Source organism: Halalkalibacter sp. APA_J-10(15), from assembly GCF_023017105.1.
GTDB lineage: Bacteria > Bacillota > Bacilli > Bacillales > Bacillaceae_D > Halalkalibacter.
Window position 1 is genome coordinate 133176 of record NZ_JALKEV010000012.1, and the last position, 21906, is coordinate 155081.

General features: G+C 39.6%; 21 protein-coding genes. 5 read left to right on the plus strand and 16 right to left on the minus strand.

Annotated features, from left to right (window positions below; translation table 11 throughout):
- Nucleotides 1-12: 12 nt before the first annotated feature.
- The 11 genes from MW695_RS15015 to ctaG all read right to left on the minus strand — a co-directional run bounded on the left by MW695_RS15015 (nt 13) and on the right by ctaG (nt 12640).
- Nucleotides 13-759 (minus strand): alpha/beta hydrolase, encoded by a 747-nt coding sequence (locus MW695_RS15015; RefSeq protein WP_247106143.1) that lies wholly within the window; start codon nt 757-759, stop codon nt 13-15.
- Between the two features lie 243 nt (nt 760-1002).
- Nucleotides 1003-1194, minus strand: coding sequence for a YjzC family protein (locus MW695_RS15020; RefSeq protein ID WP_247106144.1), 192 nt, complete (start codon nt 1192-1194; stop codon nt 1003-1005).
- Between the two features lie 47 nt (nt 1195-1241).
- Nucleotides 1242-2195 (minus strand): ornithine carbamoyltransferase, encoded by a 954-nt coding sequence (argF, locus tag MW695_RS15025; protein WP_247106145.1) that lies wholly within the window; start codon nt 2193-2195, stop codon nt 1242-1244.
- A gap of 12 nt (nt 2196-2207) precedes the next feature.
- Nucleotides 2208-5354, minus strand: coding sequence for a carbamoyl-phosphate synthase (glutamine-hydrolyzing) large subunit (locus tag MW695_RS15030; protein ID WP_247106146.1), 3147 nt, complete (start codon nt 5352-5354; stop codon nt 2208-2210).
- Nucleotides 5347-6426 (minus strand): carbamoyl phosphate synthase small subunit, encoded by a 1080-nt coding sequence (locus MW695_RS15035; RefSeq protein ID WP_247106182.1) that lies wholly within the window; start codon nt 6424-6426, stop codon nt 5347-5349. Before MW695_RS15035 ends, MW695_RS15030 begins: the two co-directional genes overlap by 8 nt.
- A gap of 96 nt (nt 6427-6522) precedes the next feature.
- Nucleotides 6523-7689 (minus strand): acetylornithine transaminase, encoded by a 1167-nt coding sequence (locus tag MW695_RS15040; RefSeq protein WP_247106147.1) that lies wholly within the window; start codon nt 7687-7689, stop codon nt 6523-6525.
- 17 nt (nt 7690-7706) lie between these two features.
- Nucleotides 7707-8534 (minus strand): acetylglutamate kinase, encoded by an 828-nt coding sequence (gene argB, locus MW695_RS15045; RefSeq protein WP_247106148.1) that lies wholly within the window; start codon nt 8532-8534, stop codon nt 7707-7709.
- A complete protein-coding gene (argJ, locus tag MW695_RS15050; protein WP_247106149.1) occupies nt 8515-9747 on the minus strand; it encodes a bifunctional glutamate N-acetyltransferase/amino-acid acetyltransferase ArgJ in 1233 nt (410 codons plus the stop codon). Before argJ ends, argB begins: the two co-directional genes overlap by 20 nt.
- A gap of 16 nt (nt 9748-9763) precedes the next feature.
- Entirely contained in the window at nt 9764-10801 is a 1038-nt protein-coding gene (argC, locus tag MW695_RS15055; RefSeq protein ID WP_247106150.1) for an N-acetyl-gamma-glutamyl-phosphate reductase, read from the minus strand.
- 297 nt (nt 10802-11098) lie between these two features.
- On the minus strand, nt 11099-11698 hold the full coding sequence (locus MW695_RS15060) for an SCO family protein (protein ID WP_247106151.1): 600 nt from the start codon (nt 11696-11698) through the stop codon (nt 11099-11101).
- 24 nt (nt 11699-11722) lie between these two features.
- Nucleotides 11723-12640, minus strand: a complete 918-nt coding sequence (gene ctaG / locus MW695_RS15065; RefSeq protein ID WP_247106152.1) for a cytochrome c oxidase assembly factor CtaG — start codon at nt 12638-12640, stop codon at nt 11723-11725.
- A gap of 271 nt (nt 12641-12911) precedes the next feature.
- Here ctaG and MW695_RS15070 point away from each other — a divergent pair, with 271 nt between their 5' ends.
- The gene (locus MW695_RS15070; RefSeq protein ID WP_247106153.1) at nt 12912-13727 is read left to right on the plus strand and encodes a Cof-type HAD-IIB family hydrolase; all 816 of its coding nucleotides are present in this window, start codon (nt 12912-12914) and stop codon (nt 13725-13727) included.
- A gap of 15 nt (nt 13728-13742) precedes the next feature.
- Here MW695_RS15070 and MW695_RS15075 read toward each other — a convergent pair whose 3' ends face one another.
- Nucleotides 13743-13892: a hypothetical protein gene (locus tag MW695_RS15075; protein ID WP_247106154.1), complete on the minus strand. Its 150-nt coding sequence runs from the start codon at nt 13890-13892 to the stop codon at nt 13743-13745.
- Nucleotides 13893-14041: 149 nt separating this feature from the next.
- On the opposite strand from MW695_RS15075, the gene MW695_RS15080 reads away from it, so the two are divergent.
- From MW695_RS15080 to MW695_RS15095, 4 genes are all read left to right on the plus strand, one after another.
- Nucleotides 14042-14641, plus strand: coding sequence for a hypothetical protein (locus MW695_RS15080; RefSeq protein ID WP_247106155.1), 600 nt, complete (start codon nt 14042-14044; stop codon nt 14639-14641).
- Nucleotides 14642-14816: 175 nt separating this feature from the next.
- On the plus strand, nt 14817-16052 hold the full coding sequence (locus MW695_RS15085; RefSeq protein WP_247106156.1) for a hypothetical protein: 1236 nt from the start codon (nt 14817-14819) through the stop codon (nt 16050-16052).
- Nucleotides 16042-19014 carry a DEAD/DEAH box helicase gene (locus MW695_RS15090; RefSeq protein WP_247106157.1) on the plus strand — a complete coding sequence of 991 codons (2973 nt, stop codon included), beginning with the start codon at nt 16042-16044 and terminating at the stop codon, nt 19012-19014. Before MW695_RS15085 ends, MW695_RS15090 begins: the two co-directional genes overlap by 11 nt.
- A 29-nt stretch (nt 19015-19043) precedes the next feature.
- Entirely contained in the window at nt 19044-19205 is a 162-nt protein-coding gene (locus MW695_RS15095) for a hypothetical protein (RefSeq protein ID WP_247106158.1), read from the plus strand.
- A gap of 15 nt (nt 19206-19220) precedes the next feature.
- On the opposite strand, the gene MW695_RS15100 is transcribed toward MW695_RS15095, so the two are convergent.
- From MW695_RS15100 to yjfP, 4 genes are all read right to left on the minus strand, one after another.
- The gene (locus MW695_RS15100) at nt 19221-19412 is read right to left on the minus strand and encodes a hypothetical protein (protein ID WP_247106159.1); all 192 of its coding nucleotides are present in this window, start codon (nt 19410-19412) and stop codon (nt 19221-19223) included.
- A 293-nt stretch (nt 19413-19705) separates the two neighbouring features.
- On the minus strand, nt 19706-20185 hold the full coding sequence (locus MW695_RS15105) for a BsuPI-related putative proteinase inhibitor (RefSeq protein WP_247106160.1): 480 nt from the start codon (nt 20183-20185) through the stop codon (nt 19706-19708).
- Nucleotides 20186-20201: 16 nt separating this feature from the next.
- Complete coding sequence (locus MW695_RS15110) at nt 20202-21029, minus strand: YitT family protein (protein WP_247106161.1); 828 nt, start codon at nt 21027-21029, stop codon at nt 20202-20204.
- Complete coding sequence (gene yjfP, locus MW695_RS15115; protein WP_247106162.1) at nt 21029-21796, minus strand: esterase; 768 nt, start codon at nt 21794-21796, stop codon at nt 21029-21031. Before yjfP ends, MW695_RS15110 begins: the two co-directional genes overlap by 1 nt.
- Nucleotides 21797-21906: the final 110 nt, after the last annotated feature.

Consider the following 21906-nt stretch of genomic DNA (forward strand, 5'->3'; position numbering starts at 1 on the left):
ATTTAAATAGATTTAAAGCTTTACTTCATACTTTTTAAAGAAAGGATACGCTGCTTGTGCTGTTCGATAAAATGATTGCTCATTACCATGAATTCGAAGATTGACATACGTATTTAATTCAGCTAGCTTCTGTAAAAATGGTCGACTATGAATATGAAGAGGAAAGCGTTTTTCATTTATATCACAATGAATGGATAATGGAGGGACATCGTCAAATGTATATGAAGGTGCAATCAATTTAATCCAGTCATTTGTTATTCGTCTTTTATCTTCCTGATATACTTCAGCTAATTCCTTTTCCAATCGCTTAAAAAACCATTTATTCTCTTGTTCTTGTCGGTAAAAGGCTTGTAAATCTAAACATGGATTAATAAGGTAACAGGATCGTAGCCATTCCTTCTCCTCAGCTATCCACCTTAATGCTAATAAAGCACCTGTTCCTTCTGCCAATAAATGAATTCGGCTATTTAAAATTTCCTGCTTTAACACCTGATGATACATGTGAAGCACTATTCTAAAATCCTCTTCACTGCCCCAATGTGATGGATGGAGTGGGGGTACAACAACGGTATAGCCACGTTGAAGTAATCCTGTTAGAAATAAAGACTTTTCAGGGTGAATCTCCCAGTCACTGTCGTCTTCTCTCGTGATTATACCGTTATCACCTAAAAGAAAGACAGCAAATCCATTAGGTCTTTCAGGAAGGTAGGTCACACCCCACTTTTGAGCTATTTGTTGATAACGTGCATCCCTCATCACTAAGCTACTCCTATCTTCATTGTTCTCCTTCTATCGTTACTACCATATGCAAAGAATCATGAAAACGGAAGGGGCGTGTCACCAAGGGCACTGAAAAAGTTTGTTTTGAACAGTTTTCGGTAACCTTTCATCAATGTGAGCCGTTTTCTGAAAAATTACTATGAGTGAAACTTGAATATTTCCAAAGAAAAAAAGCCTCAAAGGTTTAAGAACCTTTAAGGCTTTAACTACTAGCAGTTTCATTTAATTTCCTGATCTCCTTTTACTTTTTGGTGCCCATTTCCGGTCATGGTTTGAAGTATCAGGAAATACGTCACCTGCTTCCATTTTCAATGACTTTGGATCTTGAACCATACTACCCGTTTCACCAATCTCGACATAGATACCATTGTTTGGCGCTTTTTGACCAGGCTCAAATTGCTTATTTTGTCCCATAATCATATCCCTCCTTCACTTGGTAGTATTGCCAAGTGAAGAGTGAATCATGAATGGGTCATTAAAGCTACGAGAATGGACTTCTGAGCATGAAGACGATTTTCAGCTTGATCATAAATAGCTGAATGAGGTCCATCGATTACACCTTCTGAAACCTCTTCCCCACGATGCGCAGGTAAACAATGCAGAAAGACATAATCATCTTTTGCTAATTCTGCTAATGATTCATCTACTTGATAAGCTAAAAATTTGTTCGTTCGCTCATCCTGTTCTGCTTCATATCCCATACTTGCCCATACGTCTGTATAAATAGCATCAGCATCACGCACAGCTTCTTTCGGATCATGAGTTTGTGTCAGAGTGGCACCCGTTTCTTGTGCCGCTTCTTGCGCCTTCGCAAAAATTGCTTGATCAACCTCATAGCCTTCTGGAGTAGCAATCGACACGTCCATCCCAACCTTCGCCCCAACTGCAAGCAATGAATGAGCAACATTATTGCCATCGCCAATATACGTAAGCTTTAACCCTTTTAATTTCCCTTTATACTCTAAGATTGTCAATGCATCTGCCATTGCCTGACACGGATGATAACCATCCGTTAATGCATTAATTACAGGAACGGACGCATGCTCAGCTAGCTCCTCAACAAGTTCATGGGAATTCGTACGAATCATAATCGCATCGACATAACGTGAAAGAACATTAGCCGTGTCCTTAATAGGCTCACCTCGACCGATTTGCATATCACGTGGACTTAAAAATAAAGCATGTCCACCTAATTGAGTCATTCCAACTTCAAATGAAACGCGCGTTCTTGTCGAAGCATTTTCAAAAATCATTCCTAATGACTTTCCTTTTAGCAAATCTGATTGCTTTCCATCCTTTGTTTCTTGCTTCAGCATTAATGAATGCTGAAGCAGCTGATCAATTTCTAACGGTGAAAAATCAAGTAATGTTAAAAAACTTTTTCCACTTAATAATGATAAATCGACATTTGCCACGAAAATCACTCCTTAAGAAATCAGGTCTTTTTCTTTAACCCACCAATCCTGAATCGCATAATATTGTTGTTTCTGAACAGCCATCGCTTTAATCATCCACTCTAGAGTTGTTAATTCAGAAACAACGGCACAACGTTGCTTTAACGCTTCTTGACGCTTTTGCTTTCCATCCTTCGTTCCAAGCTTCGGTAAACTAATTAACGCAATAGCATCCTCTCTTTGTACCCATTCAGTAAATGACTCGGATGTAATTGTAAAGCCTAACTGCTCCAACTCCGTTTGATACGGTGCAAATGCTTCTTCATGCTCCACCTCTACATCAACAAAAATAGAACCCTTTTGCGTAAAGAATTTAGGCTTTGCTTGTGACCATACGAATGCTTTTAAAAATGCTTCATCTAAACGATCACTCATGCTCATTAATTCGCCTGTCGATTTCATTTCAGCTTCGAGTAACGGGTCGAGACCAGCAAGCTTTTGATAGGAAAAGACCGGTGCTTTTACCGTATAGAAGTTTGGCTCAAACACCTGACCATCTTGCAAGCTCAATGATTGCAAGCTTTCACCTAATAACAAGCGAATCGTATGCTTAATAAATGGTTCATTCGAGATTTTACTTAAGATTGGAATTGTCCGTGATGCACGTGGATTAATTTCAATAACATATAGGCTTCCTTCATATAGCACAAATTGAATATTAAAGATCCCGGTAAAATTCATGCCTTGAGCAATCTTCTTCGTATAAGAATAAACAAGCTCCTTCACATTTTCTTTCAAACTAAATGGAGGGACAACAGCCATACTATCACCTGAATGAACACCTGCACGTTCGACATGCTCAAACATACCTGCAATCGTAATATCTTTCCCATCTGTTAAGGCATCGATTTCTAACTCTATTCCTGGATAATACGCATCGATTAATAATGGAAAGGAGATCGTTTGGTCTGCATCTTCTAAATACTCAACAAATTCCGTTTCCGATTCAAATAACATCATTCCTTGCCCACCAATGACGTAAGATGGACGGATTAAAACAGGATAGCCAATGTCATTTGCCTTATTTAATGCATCCTTCTCTTCATACGCAGTAACACCAGGGATATGGGGAACGTCTACTGACTGCATAAATGAGTAGAAGCGTCCACGATCCTCAAGCTGATCAATCGTATCTTGGTTCGTCCCATACAGCTTCACACCCGCTTCCTCAAGCCCTTCCACTAATGAAATAGCCGTTTGACCACCAAGCTGGACAATAACCCCTTCTACTTGTTCAAGCTCAACAACGTGCAGGACATCCTCTACTGTTAGTGGTTCAAAATATAATCGGTCAGCTGTTGCATAGTCAGTACTCACCGTCTCAGGATTATTGTTCATCATAATCGCTTCGTAACCTAGCTGATGTAAGCTTTGAATCCCTTGCACCGAACAATAATCAAATTCAATTCCTTGCCCAATCCGGATTGGACCAGAACCAAGCAAGAGTATTTTTTTCTTATCAGAAGCAGGCTGTACATCTGATTCACCTTGCCAGCTCGAATAGAAGTAAGCCGTTGAAGCTAAAAACTCCCCTGCACACGTATCAACCATCTTATAGGAAGGCGATAGTGAAAGCTCTTTACGTTTCGAACGAATGTCCTTTTCCTTAATACCCCAAACATTGGCTAGCCATTGATCAGCAAAACCTAATTCTTTTATCTTCTTTAGGAAGCTTGGATCTAATTTAGTAAAGGATGTCGCCTTAATTTCATCCTCAATCGAGACGAGACGTGCAAATGCATGGAGAAAAAATAAATTAATTTTCGTTTCTGTATGCAGCTGTTCACTACTAACTCCTCGTCTTAATAGTTCCAATAACACAAAAAATCGGCGATCATCAGGCTGCTTAGCTAGCTCCCATAGCGCCTCCGTCGATTTTTGTTGAAGAATTGGAACATGTAGACCTTCTACCTTCAACTCCAATGAACGGACTGCCTTTTGAATTGCGGCTTCCAAATTACGTTCAATCGCCATGACTTCGCCTGTTGCTTTCATTTGTGTACCAAGCTGACGTTCAGCATGAACAAACTTATCAAACGGCCAACGAGGAAACTTTACAACAACATAATCAAGAGCTGGCTCAAAGCTCGCATACGTATGTCCCGTTACAGGATTAATTAACTCATGCAAATGATACCCCATACTAACCTTTGCTGCCATACGTGCAATCGGATAGCCTGTTGCTTTGGAAGCAAGTGCAGAAGAACGACTCACGCGAGGATTGACCTCAATTAAATAATATTGCTTACTGTTAGGATCCAACGCGAATTGGATGTTACATCCACCAACGATGCCTAGTGCACGGATGATTTTAATCGATACCGTTCGTAACATTTGATATTCCACATCAGATAAGGTTTGCGAAGGTGCTACGACAATCGAATCCCCCGTGTGCACACCAACTGGATCAATATTCTCCATATTACAAACGGTGATACACGTGTCATTACTATCACGCATCACTTCATATTCAATTTCTTTAAAGCCAGCAATACTCTTTTCGACTAAGCATTGACTTATCGGACTAAGCGATAGGCCTGCTTTAATAATTCTTTTTAGCTCTGTCTCTGAATCAGCAATACCGCCACCTGCTCCTCCTAATGTGTAAGCAGGTCGAACGATAATCGGGTAACCAACTTCCGCTGCAAAGCTTAAAGCCGCCTCCTCAGTCGTCACAATATCACTATCTGGAACAGGCTCATTTAGCTCTTGCATTAACGCTCTAAATGCTTCTCGGTCTTCGCCTTTTCGAATCGAATCAATCGGTGTACCAAGTAACTCAACATCATATTTTTCTAGCAAACCATGATCATATAGATCCATTGCAAGGTTTAAGCCCGTTTGACCACCTAACGTTGCTAGGATACCATCAGGCTTTTCCTTCTGTAAAATGGCTTCCACACTGTCAACGGTTAATGGTTCAAAGTAAACACGATCCGCACAAGATTCATCTGTCATCACAGTTGCTGGATTGTTATTGATGAGAACGACTTCGACTCCCTCTTCCTTTAACGCTAAACAAGCTTGAGTTCCTGCATAATCAAATTCGGCTGCTTGCCCAATGACAATCGGGCCTGAACCAATGACGAGTACTTTTTTAATATGTGTATATTTAGGCATAAGCTTTCTCTCTCCCTTTATGTTGAAGCATTCCGATAAATACTTGAAAGAGCTGATCACTATCAGACGGACCAGGATGTGCTTCTGGATGGAATTGTACTGTGAAAATCGGATAAACGGTATGACTTAGCCCTTCAATCGAGCGATCATTGATGTTCATGTAACGTGCCTTGAAGCCCGTATTGACTAACGAATCCTCCTGTACGACGTAACTATGGTTTTGTGAAGTCAAATATACTTGCTTCGTTTCTAAATCAATAACAGGCTGATTCGCACCACGATGACCAAATATTAATTTTTCCGTATTAGCACCAAACGCTAAGGCAAGCAGCTGGTGTCCAAGACAAATCCCCATCGTTGGATACGTTTTTGCGACTTGCTTAATCGATGGGAGTAGCTCTTGTACACGCTTTGGATTTCCTGGGCCATTGGAATATAGGACGCCATCTGGTTTGAGCTGATCGATTTCTTCAGATGTCGTATCAAAAGGGACCACTGTTACTCGACAACCATGTGCGGCAAGTGCATTAACAATGGATTTTTTATAGCCAAAATCGACAACGACAATGTGATTCTCTCCACTTCCATATGTTTCATGTTCTTTAATCGACACATCGGGAATGACATCCATATGCTCCAAGGAAATATAATCATCAAATTGTACATTCTCTGGTTTAGTCGTCAAAATTGCGCGCATATCTCCATGCTCTCGAATTTGTTTCACAATCGCTCTCGTATCAACATCAGCTAATAACGGAATAGAATGATCTTGACAATATTCAGTTAATGATTTCTCTGATTCATAATGATAACCAGCATCTGACAACGTCCGAACAATCACCGCTTCAACTTGTGGACAACCACTTTCAAAATCGTTCGCATTGATTCCGTAGTTCCCAATTAACGGATACGTAAATACAACCATCTGTCCCTTGAAGGAAGGATCTGTCATTACCTCTTGATATCCTGTCATTCCAGTAAAGAATACTATTTCTGCATGCACATCTTCTTGTTGACCTTGAAGGGTGCCTTCAAATATCGCTCCATTTTCTAATACAATATACCCTTTCATTTCTCCACCCCACAAACGAATACTTATACTGTCGTACTGATTTTTATACATTTTAACTTTTAAATCAGGGTGTCATTGTGACACCCATATTTCAATCTATACATTAACCCTTTGTTTTTCATCGGCTTCATTCAAAACGGCTACTAACGTTGATACCGCTTGACGAATTTGCTCATTCGTTACGACAAACGGTGGCAGTAAACGAATGACTTTTGCTCCGGCTGGTAAAACGAGTAGCCCTTGCTTCCGACAAGCATACAACATATCAGCCACTTCAATATTACATTCAATTCCAATCATTAAGCCTTTACCACGAATGTCCTTAACAATTCCTAAAGGACTTAACTGATCTTTTAATTCATTCTGCAACAGCTGGCCTTTAACCTGCACTTGAGCAAGCGTCTCTTCTAAGAACACTTCTTGAAGTACGGCCTCTGCTGCTGCCATAGCAAGTGGGTTGCCTCCAAAGGTTGAGCCATGACTCCCAGCACCAAAAGCATTCTTTAATGAAGCTTTGCCGACCATAGCACCAACAGGGAAACCATTTCCTAACCCTTTAGCAAGAGTGAAAATATCAGGAGATAAATTCCATTGCTCATAGCCAAAAGCCGTCCCTGTTCGTCCTATACCCGTCTGAACCTCATCAACAATAAGCAGACAGCCTTTTTCATGGCAAATCGCTTTAAGTTGTTCACTAAAGGACTCATCCATTAAGTGAACGCCGCCTTCACCTTGGATCACTTCAACCATAATCGCAGCTGTTTCATCTGATACTTCTTGTTGCAAAGCTTTTTCATCATTTAACTCAACATATGAAAAAGAAGAAAGTAATGGACCAAAGCCTTCTTGTACTTTTTCTTGTCCAGTAGCTGCTAATGTCCCAAGCGTGCGACCATGAAACGATTGCTTCAACGTAACAATATGATGCTTACCAGTCGCTTTACGTGCAAGCTTAATTGCAGCTTCATTTGCTTCTGCCCCACTATTCGTAAAAAAGACATAATCACCGACACTATGGTTAACAAGGAGTTGCGCTACTTTTTCTTGGGCTTCAATATGAAACAAGTTCGAAACGTGCCATACTTTATCCAATTGCTTCTTAACAACCTCATTCACTCGTGGATGACAGTGTCCTAAATTACAAACAGCAATCCCTGCCATAAAATCCAAATATTCCTTATGATTTTGATCTTTTAAAATTGCACCATTGCCTGAATTTGCTTGAATTTCCCATTTTGCATATGTTGGAAAAAGAGCACTCATTTTGTCATTCCTCCTTTTTAAACATGTGTTTGTACGTGTGATTTCGTAATCACAGTACCTTTAATCGATCCATCCTCTTGAATCGTCGTATCTTTTCCATTCATAATCATAACAGATTCGACATCCGCTAAGGTTGCGAGTGCTGCATTCACCTTCGGAATCATCCCGCCATAAATCGTTCCATCGATCACCATCTCTTCAATCTCCTCAGCAACGACTGTTTGCAAGCACTCCCCGTCTTTCAAAATGCCATCAACATCGGTGACAAATACGAGTTGATCCGCTTGAAGCGCCTTAGCAATCGCTCCAGCAGCACTGTCAGCATTCACATTATAATGCTTGCCTAATTTGTTGATCCCGATAGGAGCAATAACCGGAATCATATCCTGTTCTAATAACGAGTTTAATAGACTTGTATTAACAGCAATCGGTTCTCCAACAAAGCCAAGCATTCCTTCGTTAATAGGCTTTACCTCAATTAACTTAGCGTCACAGCCAGATAGACCGATTGCCAGCCCCCCTGCTAATTGAATATTCGTTACAAGCTGCTTGTTTACCCTCCCACAAAGAACCATCTCTGCCGTTTCTAAGACATCTTCAGTTGTTTTTCGTAAGCCATCAACAAACTCAGACTTTATTTCAAGCTTCTGTAGCAATTGATTAATCATCGGACCGCCACCGTGTACGACAATTGGATACTTTCCAGAGTTCTTCATTTGTACTACGCTTTTGAAAAAAGCATCTGATAGCTCAGAAATTGTACTGCCACCACATTTTATGACTACTATATCTTTCACTTTTATGTCATCTCCTCCGATCATTCGCTTATGTTCGATAGCCTGCATTAATTCGCACATAATCATATGAAAGATCACAACCCCAAGCCTTTCCTTTCCCTTCTCCTACATGCAAATGAACCTCAATCATGATTGTGTCATTCTCTTCCATATAAGCCTTCGCCTCTTCCTCCGAAAACGTAACAGGCTGACTCTTCTCTAATGTTTGAATAGGACCAATCGCAATATCAATCGTATTAGGATCAATTTCACAGCCACTATAGCCTATCGCACAAATAATTCGTCCCCAATTTGCGTCTGTGCCGTAAATCGCCGATTTCACAAGATCCGAACCGACAATTTTCTTTGCTACTTTACTAGCATCCTCATCCGTCAGAGCACCGTTCACATGTACTTCGATTAGCTTCGTCGCTCCTTCTCCATCACGAGCAATTTGCTTAGCTAGTGACTGACACGTTAGCTTAAGTGCTTCATAGAATCCTTCCCAATCTGGATGAGCAGGAGTTAATGGTTCATGTTCGGCTAAGCCTGAAGCCATCACAACAACCATGTCATTGGTCGACGTATCTCCATCAACTGTAATTTGATTAAATGTTTCGTTCGTAATCGTCGCTAACGCTTGTTGAAGAACCTCTGATTCAATGACAGCATCCGTCGTGACAAATGAGAGCATCGTGGCCATTTGTGGATTAATCATTCCAGACCCTTTCGCCACTCCGCCTACGGTAATCGTCTCACCATTCACAACCGTTTTAAAACAGGCTTTCTTGTTAATCGTATCAGTTGTCAAAATCGCTTGATTAAATGCTTCTGCACCATCATTTGTTTGGACTGGCTGTAGCTGCTCAATTCCAGTCAATAACTTATCCATATCCAAAAATTCACCAATCACACCTGTAGACGTGACAGCTACATGGTGCTCAGCTACATTAAAATGGCTCGCTCCTTGCTTTCTCATTGCATATGCATCAGCAAGCCCTCTTTCTCCCGTACATGCATTGGCATTTCCACTATTGACAACAAGTGCCTGGATCTTCCCTTCCTTAGCTAGGCTCTCCTTCGTTACTTTCAGAGGAGCTGCCTGAATTCGATTTGTTGTATAAACAGCAGCAGATGAAGCAGGAACGGAACAAACAATCGCTCCAAGGTCAAATCGCTTACGCTTCATTCCTGTATGAATGCCATTCGCCGCAAATCCCTTGGGAGTGACAATGCTTCCTTGCTCTACTTCTACTACTGAAGTTGTTGCTATATCTTTCATGCTGCTCCACCTTTCTCTATGGATACATCGGAACGTTCATTAACGCCGTTCCTTCTTCAAATCCATTCATAACATTAAAATTTTGAATTGCTTGCCCTGCTGCACCTTTGACAACATTATCGATCACAGATACAACGGTGATACGCCCTGTTCTCGCATCATAAGTTAAGCCAATATCACAAAAGTTGCTTCCATACACTTCTTTTGTTGCGGGGAATTGTCCTTCTGGCCTAATTCGTACAAAAGGTTCATGAGCATAAGCTGTCTTATACAGATCCTTTAATTCCTTCTCACTCATTTCTCGTTTTGCCGTCATATACATCGTTGACATAATTCCTCTAACCATCGGAACGAGATGAGGTTGAAAGGTAACGGCATCGACATTTGTGTCCCACTCACGTAATTGCTGTTCAATTTCTGGTACATGCTTATGTTGGTTAATTTGATATATTTTGAAATTTTCATTCATCTCACTATAATGGGTCAGCATACTAGCTGAACGCCCTGCTCCCGATGTACCTGACTTCGCATCAACAATAATTGAATGAACGTCAACTAAGCCTTCCTTCACTAGCGGTGCTAATCCTAATAAGGTTGCCGTCGGATAACAGCCGGGGTTGGCAATTAACTTCGCCTTAGATATTTGCTCACGGTTCCACTCCGTTAAACCGTATACAGCTTCTTCTAATAAATCCTCTGATGCCGCCTCACGCTTATACCACTCTGAATACGTTTTGCGACTATTCAAACGTAGATCACCTGATAGATCAATAACTTGACAGTTCGACTCAAGAATCGCCTTCGACCATTCGGCAGACACTCCTGGTGGTGTCGCTAAAAAGACTGCATCTACTTCCTCATTCAAGCTTTCAATTGTTAATGATTTTAATGATTTCTCATATACCGATGCAAGATGCGGGTACGTCTCATGTATATTCATACCTTCTTTTGATGAACTGTATAATACAACATCTGTTACGTGTGGATGATGGTTTAGTAACCGAAGCAATTCCGCTCCACCATATCCTGTCGCTCCAATAATACCAACTCTCATCCTAATCTCTCCCTCTTTCTGTTTTCTCTCTTCTTTCTTCTTGGTACTCATTATATATATGTATAAAAATTAATTCAACTGTATTTTTAAAACTTCTTTATTTTTCTGAAATAACGTATGAATCTGTTTTTAATAAAGTGCCTGCCTCAAGTAAAAGAAGACACTTTGAAACTTTCACAACAAAAATAAGCACGAATGATAAGAGTCTACTTATCATTCGTGCTTATTAATATAACTGCATATTATATAGCTTCCCTTGAACTATTCACACGTGCTGCAAGCCTAGTCATGAATGTCCTATTGAATAGTTTCTTTTAGATCGGCAATGATTGCATCTTGATTAGTCGTTAATCCATCGTATTTTCGGATGATTAATCCATCAGGATCAATAAGAAAGAAATAAGTTGGGTGGATAATATCATCCTCGGAAGGCTGCACAACGGATAAAAAGCTATCTAATGCAAATTCTGAAATATCAGCTTCATCATACCCTGTTAAAAAATGCCAAGAATCTAAATCCGCTCCAACATTTCTTCCATAAGCCTGCAATATCTCGGGAGTATCTCTCTCTGGATCAACCGTAAATGAAATGAATGTAACAGGAACATCAGCAGCAATCATTTCATCCTGCAAACTAAGCATATTCGGTGTCATTAATGGACAAACCGATGGGCAATTCGCGAAGATGAAATTAGCAACCCAATATCCTCCTGCTAACTGCTCCGTTCCAAATGGTTCTCCTGTTTCGTTAACAAACTGAAACGTTTCAACCTCATTTCCTGCTTCCGTCATATCTGTCGTACTACCTGACTCTTCCCCATTTACACCTATTTCATACACCCAGCCACAGCCTGTTAGAATACTCATACACAACACAATTGTCATCATTCTTTTCATAAAAAAATCTCCTCACCTTTTAACTTACGGTCTTACAGTCGGGGCATCACTGATCGTTAATTTTCCATCCTGCTGCTTTTCTTTTACAAGCCATTGCTTAAACGCAAAACCAATCGCAATTCCATACACAATCTCTTGGAATACTTTCATCATTACACCAGCTAATTGCTGATCTGTTCTCGCCTCTAAAAATGAAAAGGAGGTCGGTCCAGCAAATATTTCAGTCGGAACACTAACACCATTTGGTAAGCAATAGGCCATCACATTCGCCCAAACGAGCGGATCCGTATACGTGCTGTACATCGCTGATCCGGCAAATATAATTAATGCACAGGCCGGTGTAATTAATAAACCATTTCCAAAAATATAACCGATTCTCTTTAAATGCGGTAACTGAGTTAACACTGGTAATGGCGCTAGCATATGCCACCACATTAAAAAGGAAGCAAATAACAACGCATATTCATACACGCTATGCAAAACAGGTGCTTGCATTAGTGAATCAAACATGAGCGGTACATGATAAAAAGAAAATAAGCCATTAAATAAAAACAAGGCAATGATTGGACTCCATATGACACGAAAGATGCGAACGGTAAACGGATTACTTGCTTTTCTTATGATTGCTTCAAGAAACCACTTCGGTAAGCCTAATAAAAAAAGCGGTGTTGCGATAAAATAAGCAAACACCATTTGGAGCATGTGAAAGCTTATCATCAAATGTCCCGTAATATATAACGGACTTCCCCACCCTAAGTACAAAGCAAAAAGACCAAGAAAGAAATACACTTTCTGCCTCACCCGAACAGGCTTCGCCCCAGCAAAACGCCCTAGCCATTTCGTAACGAGGAGCATGTATAGTAATCCAACAATAGCAAGTAGAATGATTAATTCTGGCGTCCACAATGCCCGAAAGCCAAACGTATCAAATAATAAAGACACACGATCTCCTCCTCAAGTAGGAACATCATCAAACTATAGTTATGTCCATACACGTATCATATCATAACTTGTCTTATAAGAATTTGAACGAATTCGGACAAAATTTCGATAACATCTATCGCTCTTTACATACGTCTCTATTCTCTCTAATATGATAAAATAAGGTGTCTTTACATAAACTTGCTATAAGTACTCGTTCAAAAAATCATTCAACAGAGGGGGAAATCCCCTTTTTGAACAGCTCTATAACAAATTCAGAAAGGGAGATTCCATGAATCCAAATCAACATTTAATCGTTCTTGACCTGGATGGCACATTGTTAAAAGATGATAAAACGATATCACCGTACACGAAACAAATATTAACAAAAGCAAGGCAAAATGGACATCTTGTCATGATTGCAACAGGCAGACCTTATCGTGCAAGTGCCGCCTACTATCAAGAGCTTCAATTAGATACAGCGATCGTCAATTTTAACGGAGCCTTTGTCCATCACCCGCGCGATAAAAAGTTTGGCACGTATCATCATCCGTTAAAATTAGAAACAGCAAAGACGATTATACAAACATGTGAAGCCTTTAAAGTGAGTAATATTATGGTTGAGGTCATTGATGATTTTTACTTACATTCGTTTGATGAAGTGATTATTAAAGAATTTCTAGCTGGCCAAAACCCAGTTGAACACGGAAATCTCCTCAAGCAATTAAAGGATGACCCAACGAGTATTCTCGTTCATCCTGAAGAGCATCATGTCGATGAACTTCGTCAATTGTTAAAGGATGCACACGCTGAAGTCATTGACCAACGAATGTGGGGCGCACCTTGGCACATCATTGAAATCATTCGTGCCGGTATGAACAAAGCAATCGGAATCAAGAAAGCAGCCGATTATTATAACATTCCTAAGGAACGAATTATTGCCTTTGGTGATGAGGATAATGATTTTGAAATGATTGAATACGCAGGGCAAGGAGTGGCAATGTCCAATGCTATCACCCCGCTTAAATCGATCGCAAATGAGGTTACGAGTTCGAATGAAGAGGATGGGATTGGGCATTATTTAGAAGACGCTCTCCGTTTATCATAAGATTCAATTACAACATCATACATCCATAGGGGCACTTTGCGCATCATTGCATAAAAAAAGCTTGATATGAGAAAAACCACTCGTATCAAGCACGTAACTTGTTAATCCATTGCTAATCGACTCCAAAGCCCTTTTCATACTACTCCTAATAATAAAAAACATCATCACTCCCCCCCTACTTCATAACCTATAATTTTTTCCTCACCCAAATTCCATAGAAAGTAGGCATTTCGCTTCTTTTTTTCACCTCTTCTTCATAAGATATAGCAATCCAACTGAATAGGATGTTAAGGCGTTAAAGGAGCGTGTATATCATGAGAAATTCTTTTATCGATGTAGAATTCTCGGATATTTATATCAAACTATCTAAGGCTTCCCTACATCAGTTTATTAAAAGAATGATGAATCAACACTATTCTCTTTATTGGCGTTATGACGCCAAAACGATTTATCTCATGATCGAACGTGATGAATCTGTTCACGAACTCCCATTTTTACGCAACACGGAATTCCTTACGCTGTCTGCAGAATCCATTTATATTTATGATGAAGGATTAGCAAGCGCCTTGGAAAGCCTGCTACAACATGAAAAGGGAAATGGAATTGTCAAACGTTCGACTGATGGGCCTCTTTATATTACTTCATATCAGTCAGGTGATATTGAATCGATGATTGAAATTGATGGGAGTGAAAAGGTGATGATGAATCAAAATGGCTCGATGATCCAGTATAAAGGAAACGACAAGTCATTAAATGCCAAGACGATTTATAATGTCATGAACCTTGAAATTGATTATGTCTTAATGGAGTTACACGAAGCATTAGAATCTTCGGATGAATCAATGGTCGAGACACATAAACGAAAATTACGACGATTATTATCTAGGCGCGAACAAGTGCAGCAACTCCTTTAATTAGACAGACTTCACGCGTTAACCTTCAACTTGATAGGTCTAACCGCAAGCACAAGCTGTGCTTGCATTTTTTCGGAAGCCACTTCCCATTTCCCCCGTACAACCTTCTCACCTTTCTTTCTGACACAAGAAGCGATACAATATAAGAATGGACTCATTGAAGAGGTGACATACATTGATTCATTCTTACGTACTGAATGAAATAAATTCAGCACAACTAAATTCGTCTATTTATCGTTTATATAATAAGCTAACAGCAACTCGCTATGTGACGAATCGCTCTTTAGAAGTGCTCACACAAGAAGCGATACAAACCATTGATTCAGCTGACTTTCAACCAAAATGGTTACTAACCATATTTTATATTGATCAATTAGCTAAATATTCTCAAGCAGACAAGACCTATGATTTATACGAAAGAAGGTTTCTTTTCATTTTTGATGGTCTATATCGAGACTCCTTTAATGAAGAAACCTACCTAACAGAAGAAGCAATGGCTACATTCACAAAACTTCTAGTAGAGCAGGCAGCTGTTCCCGATTCTCCTTGGCCACGCCTGTTTCAAATACATACGAAACGATTAGAGCCTAGGCAGATTGAGTATATATATGAAGCTTTTTCAAATGTGTCTGAAGAAATATCGTATTCATTTGCTCTTCTTTATTCATATATTTCTTTATTAAATGGAAAAGAGGATCAAGCTCTTTCCTTGTTATCAGCTCGAAGACATCAATTAATTGAACTTGACATTTATCCGCATTTTCAACTATTGCAGGAGCGACAACGTTGGTTTGCGATCAAACAATGGTTTGATACGTTATTTATAAAACAAAGACAAACATTTGGATCTCTTCAACCGATCTGGGAGGAATACAAGGCAGTGCACGCCAAAACGGCAAAAGAACAGGATGGAGTTTGGAGGCGTTGGCTCGTTACTCCTAATTTCCAACGCTTCCTTCAATTAAGTCAGCACTTAACAAAAGAAGAGAAACAAATACGAATAGCCCATTTATTAATAAAATTAAAGAATCAACTTTATCAAACAGAATCAGTTAGAGCATATGAACAATTACTCTTATATGCACAAGAATATGAACAGGCACAGGAGCATTTTCTTTTAAACGAATTTGATCCAGTGAAAATTCGCCCAGAAAAAAAAGCCTTATTAGAAGCAATGAAGAAAGAAAGGCCTGATTTAGCTATTCCTATTTACCATCAATTAATCATTCGCTTAGTAGAAAAGAAATCAAGAGTGCATTATCAGCATGCTGCATTAGCCGTTTCACATTTAAAGAAATTATATACAACAGTAAATACCTCGGAGAAATTCGAACCATTTCTCACGCGGTTAAAAAAGCAATATCGAACGTACAAAGCGTTCATTGAGGAGTTGAAGTCATTTGAACTCTAACTGTTTTGTCCACGGAGGTTGGATCGAGAACACCTTCTTCATATGGGGAGAGTGCTCACCAAACTCTCGTTTTGAGCAAAAAGGGAACTTCCAATACCCTTTTCTATACTCACCATTTGAATTAAAGCTACGTCTTTTTCGGAATGATAAGATCTCCTATTATGGAACATTTATCGAAGAAGGAAAAGCGGTCATAAAAGTACCCATTAAGGAAAGACAGTATCAATCATTTGCTGGGGAGACAACGATCTATCAGGCTACCTCTGCAATGAAGGAGTACCCATTTCCCATTGAAGGACTACTCCTATCACTTGAATCGATTTATCTCTATCTTTCGCTTTTTAAGCGTTGGCAACACGATCGTGCCATTACGCTAACACCTGATATTCAAAAATGGCTGCGATTATTTTCTTATGTAGAACAAATGATTGCAGATGGTCATTTTGAACCGGACCCAAATGGAAAATGGCAACTTATTCAATTTCCATTTGAGGAATGGTACGATGCCTTACCTGATGCCGCTAAATCTGTTCGACCCGCTAGCCTTCATATTCAATCCAATCATGAAGGACTTACATATACCGATTTTCAAAAGCTCATTCGACAGCTTAGCGACTCGTGGATTCGTTCGATTGTCCAGAGAACATCGATTGCTCCTTATTTTCTGCAATGGCTTAATATCGTAGATCCATCGATTGAACAGTCGATTAAGCAGCTACAAACAAATAGAGAGAAACCGTCAACGATCACCGTACAAGATTTCAATGTGAAAGCAGGAATTACAACGGCTAAACCGTTTCTTTCTGGCCTCGTACTTGAACAACCTAAGACAGAGGATGGTGAGTGGACAGTCTCTCTTTGTATGATCGACCGAAAGCATCCTACACGGATGGTCAAGATGCAACAACTCGAATTAGGTGAGCATCCTTGGCATGAGAATCCAATTGCTCAGCTAAAGCAAGATGTACACAATCTTAGAGAGCGTATTCCATTACTGCATTCTCTACGTCTTTCATCTCCGACACTAACACTTTCGGCAGAAGAGGCTTTTTACCTCTTTACAAATGAGGATGAGATGTTACAAGAATTAGGCTTCCACCTAATTATTCCAAAGTGGATGAGCGAGCGTCCAAAACCAAAAGTATCTATTTCTCTAGACCATGACCTTATCGAAAAGTCCTCCGCAGAGCCTCTCCTTAATTGGCAAAGCGTGGCGTCCTTTACGTATCAAGTAGCGATCGGTAATGAACAAATAGATGAAAAGCAATTTAAACAAATCGTTGAAGAACAAAAGCCGTTTGTCTATATAAATGGAGAATGGATCGCATGGGATCGCTCACTCGCCGAAACCCTAAAATCGAACTTGGAGGAAATGAAGCAACGTACATCATATTTGGAAGCATGGAAGCTCGACCAAACGAATGAGTTAAATGACCAATTTGATCATGTTGACGTTCAAATTGAATGGCAGAAAGAGCTCGAAAAAGCGTTAAATCAGCTATATACAAACTCTCCTCCATCGGTTTCACTTTCGGATGGATTACACGGTGAACTCCGTCCATATCAGCACGATGGCGTATCATGGCTTGTCCATTTACGACATATCGGATTCGGAGGGTGTTTAGCAGATGATATGGGTTTAGGAAAATCAATTCAAACGATTGCCTATTTTCTTCATGTTATTGACCAACAAGAGCAACAATCATTGAATCGAACTCCTTTTTTATTAATCTGTCCAACTTCGCTTCTACAAAATTGGATAGAGGAATGTCAACGATTTGCTCCATCTCTTACCATTCTCATTCATCACGGCTCCACTCGCATCTCAGATATTGAGAATTTAGAGAAATGGGATTTGATCATATCCACGTATCAATTAATGGTAAAGGATGAAGATTTATTTGCGAGCATCCGTTGGAATGGTCTCGTGCTAGATGAAGCGCAGCATATTAAAAATATTGAAACTAAACAAAGAAGAGCAATCAAAAAAATCGATGCGATTCATCGCATCGCTTTAACAGGGACACCGATCGAAAACCGCTTGCGAGAGCTTTGGTCATTATTAGACGTCCTAAATCCGTCCTTTTTAGGATCGTATTCGTCCTTTCAATCGAACTTTATGAAACCAATTGAGCAGGAACAAAATCAAGAACAGCTCCATAAATTACAAGCTTTAATCCGTCCCTTTCTGTTAAGAAGGACAAAGGCAGATGAGAGCCTTGCTTTAAATCTTCCAGCTAAGAATGAAATCGTTCATCCTGTCTATTTAAGCGTAGAACAAGCTAGTCTCTATCAAGCTGTGGTCGAGGATATGGTAACACGACTAAACGAGGACAGTGCTTTAGAAAGACGAGCTCATATTTTGCAAACCTTAACGAAGCTTAAGCAAATTTGTAATCACCCTGCTCATTTTCTTAAGGAACCAACGAAGGAGCATCAATCTGGAAAGTGGGATCATTTGCTTTCACTCGTGGAAGATATGTATGACAATAACGAGAAGGTGCTTATTTTTACTCAATATAAAGAAATGGGACGTTTAATCGTGGAGGAGCTAGAGAAACGTTATACGAAAGAGGTACCTTTTTTACATGGGAGCTTAACACGTGCGAAGCGAACAGAGGTGATTGAATTATTTCAGCAAGATGCGAAAACCCCATTTTTTGTTTTATCTTTGAAGGCTGGTGGAGTGGGATTAAACTTAACAGCTGCTTCTCATGTTATCCATTACGACCGATGGTGGAACCCTGCGGTTGAGAACCAAGCGACAGATCGCGCATATCGAATAGGCCAAACAAAAGATGTGACAGTTCATAAATTAATGACAACTGGCACATTAGAAGAGCGAATTGACCGATTGTTATCACAAAAGCAAGAGCTTGCCAATCATATCCTTGCAGCTGGTGAGCAACGAATTACTGAGCTTTCGAATGATGAAATACTTGAGCTTGTTAAACTTTCGTAATCCATTTAAACAAATAAGGAGTGATACTTTTGACGAAGCTAGAGGAACCTTTCAATACCTTTTGGACAGGAAAGGACATTGATATCGCACAGCCTAAAAAAAACAATGATTCTACAAAAAAAAATCATCCTTTTTACACGTTAAAAAAAGCCATACAAGACGAGGTGAAAAAAAAACACCTTGATCGTTAATCTTTTTCACTATCCTTAATTGGAAGCACGTTCCCTTCTAAAGAGATTAGATAGCAATAGCAAGCTACAACCGCCCACTGCAAAGGGAATGCCTACATTCGAAAGCCATGTAGGCATTTCCTCAATTAAAATAAAGGCCCATCCCACTGCATTTAACCAGATGCCTGCTTGAATCATCCATTTCCGTTTCATTTGATTTGTGCTCATCGTATTCTCCTAACCTATCGATTTACCTTTTCTTCTATCCTATCATATATACCCTTCAAAAAAAGCAGGTGCGATCCTCACGAGAAAGTCCACTAAAAATAGCTTGAGACGTCTCATTTAATACAGACCAATTCCCCTCATCAAAATAGATCATCTTATGCTAACGCCTACAATTTAGCACAGATATAACTTTTATACATTTTCATTACTAATGAAATAACTTTATTGCTTTTTAAAAGAAAGAGAGCATTGAAAAAGTTAAAAGCGAACTTCCCCCGTGCTCTCCTCTTACATTATTCGATTCCAATCTTTAAAACTTCTTTAAACATGTCACGATCTTCAAGCTCTTTCCCATCAATCGCGATAATGAGCAATTCAGCCTCTAACTCATATTCTCCTTCCTCTAATCCTTCTAAAGAAACCTTTTCCGTAAATGACAATGATTCTCCTGGAGAAACCGTTTCAATGACGATCGCCATCGTAAACATTTTCCCTTCAGAATAACGATAGACCTCTTCTCCACTCTCATCTCTTAAAGTGATTTCATACTTTTGTCCGGATGAAAAGTCAAGGTTGCTTTCATTTTCTTGATGATTTGTCACCGTCATCGTCACATCAAGCTCATCATCTCTTTGATCGACTTCAACATCATATGACCAATCACTGACTTCTTCTTCACCTCCGATACCTGTCGTTGGCGAATTTGAGCCTTGTCCACACGCTGACAGGATCAGCAATAATACCATTCCTACCCATATATATATCTTTTTCATTTGAATCCCCTCTCACTTAATCTTTTCGAAATAACCCAAATATTCCTGAGGTTTGCAGCACATTCGTAAACGCTTCTGGGTCAACTCCTTGAATCACTTCCCTTAGTTCATATAGTTCGTAACGGGTAAGGACAATCATAAGTACTTCTTTATCTTCTGAAGAATACCCACCTTTTGCTGGAATTCGAGTAATTCCTCTTACCATAGAATCATATATCGCTTTAGAGACATCATCTGCTTTTTTCGTGACAATCATCGCCGTTACCTTCACGTGACGCGTATAAATAGCATCAATCACACGTGATGAAACATAGAGAGTAACAAGTGTATAGAGCGCTTTTTCAGGGTCAAATAGAAATCCTGACGTAATGACAATGATGCTGTTTAAAAGAAAGAAATAAACACCAACCGGTCGATCACTCACTCTCGATAAAATTAGAGCAATGATATCAAGTCCTCCGGAAGAAGCTCCCCATTTTAAGGTGATACCAGCACCAACTGCTAATAATACACCACCAAACACAGCATTCAATAGAATATCCGGTGAAAAATGCCTAATTGGCACGACTTCTAAAAAGAATGTTGTAAGAACAACGTTTAAAAAGCTATACAACGTAAAGCTCTTCCCTACCTTTAACCACCCAAGAATGGCCACAGGAATATTTAATACGAACAGGATAATTCCCGTTGATAACGGGAGCACAACGGCAATAAGTTGTGCCACTCCTGTAAAGCCACTCGCAAATACGTTAGCTGGTATTAAAAAGAAATTTAACGCAATGGCTATAATAAGTGCCCCGAGAATAATAACGACCGTTTTTTCTGCCTCTTTTCTAATCGACATTATGAAATTTGATCCTTTAACAAATGTTGTTCAAACCATTCGACAGATGATAAGACCGCTTTTCTAGATACTTTATGATCGACACGATCCTCTGCAACAAATTTCAAACGATGAGGATGCTCCTCATAATGCCTCTCTAATTCACCAAATAGCTTTTCTGAAAAAGGATACGGTACGACCTGGTCTTCTTTACCATGCCAAATCATCAGTGGTCGTCCATTTAGGCGTTCAAGCTGTGCAGTCAGATCATACGGCTTGATTTGATGAAGCACTTCATGACGAAGATCGTGTAAATCAACTCCCTTTGTCTCAAGCGCCTTAAGCTGCTCCTCCAAAAAAACTTGATAATAGGCCGTTCCCATAAATGACACAGCTGATGTAATCCAGGGATAACGAGCTAATGCTCCATACATCGTAATCGCTCCCATAGACGTTCCAATCACACCAATTTGATCATTTCCTAATCCATTCTTGACCATATGCTCCTTCAATAGCTCAAGTTCATGAATAGACGTTAAAACAATTTCCCAAAATTTCAAATCACGGTTCTGTTCCGTTTTTTGACGTTCGCCATGATAAACAGCATCTGGTAACAGTACACGGAAGCCTTTTGTTGCTAATATATAAGCAATATGCAAATTGTGCTCCTTCGCACTTGTATATCCATGCAAGAAGAAAACCGTTGGGAGCTTCTCTAGTTCCTTTTCTCTATCTACTACATGTAACGTAGGAACTCCCGCAATCGTTTCATTATTAATGAAAATCATTCAAATCACTTCCTATCCATCCTTTTTCCTAATTATAGCATTTCCCAATCTTATTGAGAAAAATGATGATTTTTTCATTCATTTTCACTATTCCTTATAATTAGTCTTCT